The following is a 415-nucleotide window of genomic DNA, read 5'->3' on the forward strand; positions in this document are numbered from 1 at the left end:
TGAGCTGAGTTCGGTGGCGTTGCGCGAGGTAGCCAGTGAATAGGTAGCGGGCATCGTGCCGATACTGAAGCTGATCTGGACCTTATCCTGGAAAATGGAGGAAGAGAGGTAATAGTTGGCGATCACCAAGCTGTTGACCGCGCCGTCGACCTGCCCTTGCACCAACAACTCGGCGGCCTTGAAATTGTCGCCTGTTTCCACCAATTGAATCGTTGGTAAGTTCTCGCGCAGGAACCTTGCCATTGGTCTGCCTTGGGTGACGGCCACACGTCTGCCTTCCATTCCCTCCAGACTGGTTGGGGCCTGGTTTTCCTTGCGTGTCAACATCACGTAGGAGTTTTCCAGATAGGGGCGACTGAAGTTTAACTGGGCCTCCCGTTCGGTGGTGGGAATGATAGCGCCGATGATGTCGGCC

1 pseudogene is annotated in these 415 nt (G+C 55.7%); it reads right to left on the reverse strand.

Annotated elements, in window-relative coordinates:
* A pseudogene (locus tag SOP95_RS31815) lies at positions 1–415 on the reverse strand (transporter substrate-binding domain-containing protein); the annotation flags it as partial.

The sequence above is a fragment of the Pseudomonas sp. YuFO8 genome, from assembly GCF_035065025.1.
Taxonomy (GTDB): Bacteria; Pseudomonadota; Gammaproteobacteria; order Pseudomonadales; family Pseudomonadaceae; genus Aquipseudomonas; species Aquipseudomonas putida_AE.